The organism is Stenotrophomonas sp. YIM B06876, from assembly GCF_030711595.1.
Classification (GTDB): Bacteria; Pseudomonadota; Gammaproteobacteria; order Xanthomonadales; family Xanthomonadaceae; genus Stenotrophomonas.
The window spans coordinates 1-987 of record NZ_JAUJUJ010000311.1 but is presented as its reverse complement, the minus strand read 5'-3'; the positions used below and the strand labels follow the sequence as shown (position 1 = coordinate 987).

1 protein-coding gene is annotated in these 987 nt (G+C 66.0%); it reads left to right on the top strand.

Annotated elements, in window-relative coordinates:
- Positions 1–55 precede the first annotated feature (55 nt).
- A partial coding sequence (locus QZH66_RS16955) for an acyl-CoA dehydrogenase family protein (RefSeq protein ID WP_305807023.1) occupies positions 56–987 on the top strand: 932 nt, incomplete at its 3' end.

Here is a 987-nt window from a genome sequence, read left to right as displayed (position 1 = left end):
ATCGCCGGGGGCATGGGCGCCGCCGGCCTGTTCGAGATTTTTTGAGGAAATAGCAATGGATCTGCAATTCACTCCACAAGAAGAAGCCTTCCGCGCCGAGGTGCAGGCTTTCCTCAAGGACAAGCTGCCCGCGCGCATTGCCAACAAGGTCAAGGCCGGCCAGCGCCTGAGCAAGCAGGACCAGGAGGAATGGCACGCCATCCTCCACGCGCGCGGCTGGCTCGCCAACCACTGGCCCGAGCAGTACGGCGGCCCGGGCTGGACGGCGGTGCAGAAGTTCATCTTCGATACCGAGTGCGCGCTGGCCGACACGCCGCGCGCCGTGCCCTTCGGTCTGAACATGCTGGGCCCGGTGCTGATCAAGTACGGCAACGAGGCGCAAAAGCAGTACTGGCTGCCGCGCATCCTGAGCGGCCAGGATTGGTGGTGCCAGGGCTACTCCGAGCCGGGCTCGGGCTCGGACCTGGNCGGCTGGGGTGCCGTGCAGAAGTTCATTTTCGACAACGAGTGCGCGCTCGCGGGCGGGCCGCGCATCGTGCCGTTCGGCCTCAACATGCTGGGCCCGGTGCTGATCAAGTACGGCAACGAGGCGCAAAAGCAGTACTGGCTGCCGCGCATCCTGAGCGGCCAGGATTGGTGGTGCCAGGGCTACTCCGAGCCGGGCTCGGGCTCGGACCTGGCCTCGGTCAAGACCACGGCCGTGCGCGGCGTCGATGCTGAAGGAGCGCACTACATCGTCAACGGCCAGAAGACCTGGACCACCCAGGGCCAGCACGCCAACATGATCTTCTGCCTGGTGCGCACCAACCGCGAGGCCAAGGCCCAGGCGGGCATCAGCTTTTTGCTGGTGGACATGGACACGCCCGGCGTCGAGGTGCGCCCCATCCGCACGCTCGACGGCGACCGCGAAGTCAACGAGGTGTTCTTCACCGACGTGCGCGTGCCGGCCGAGAACCTGGTCGGCGAAGAGAACAAGGGCTGGACCTA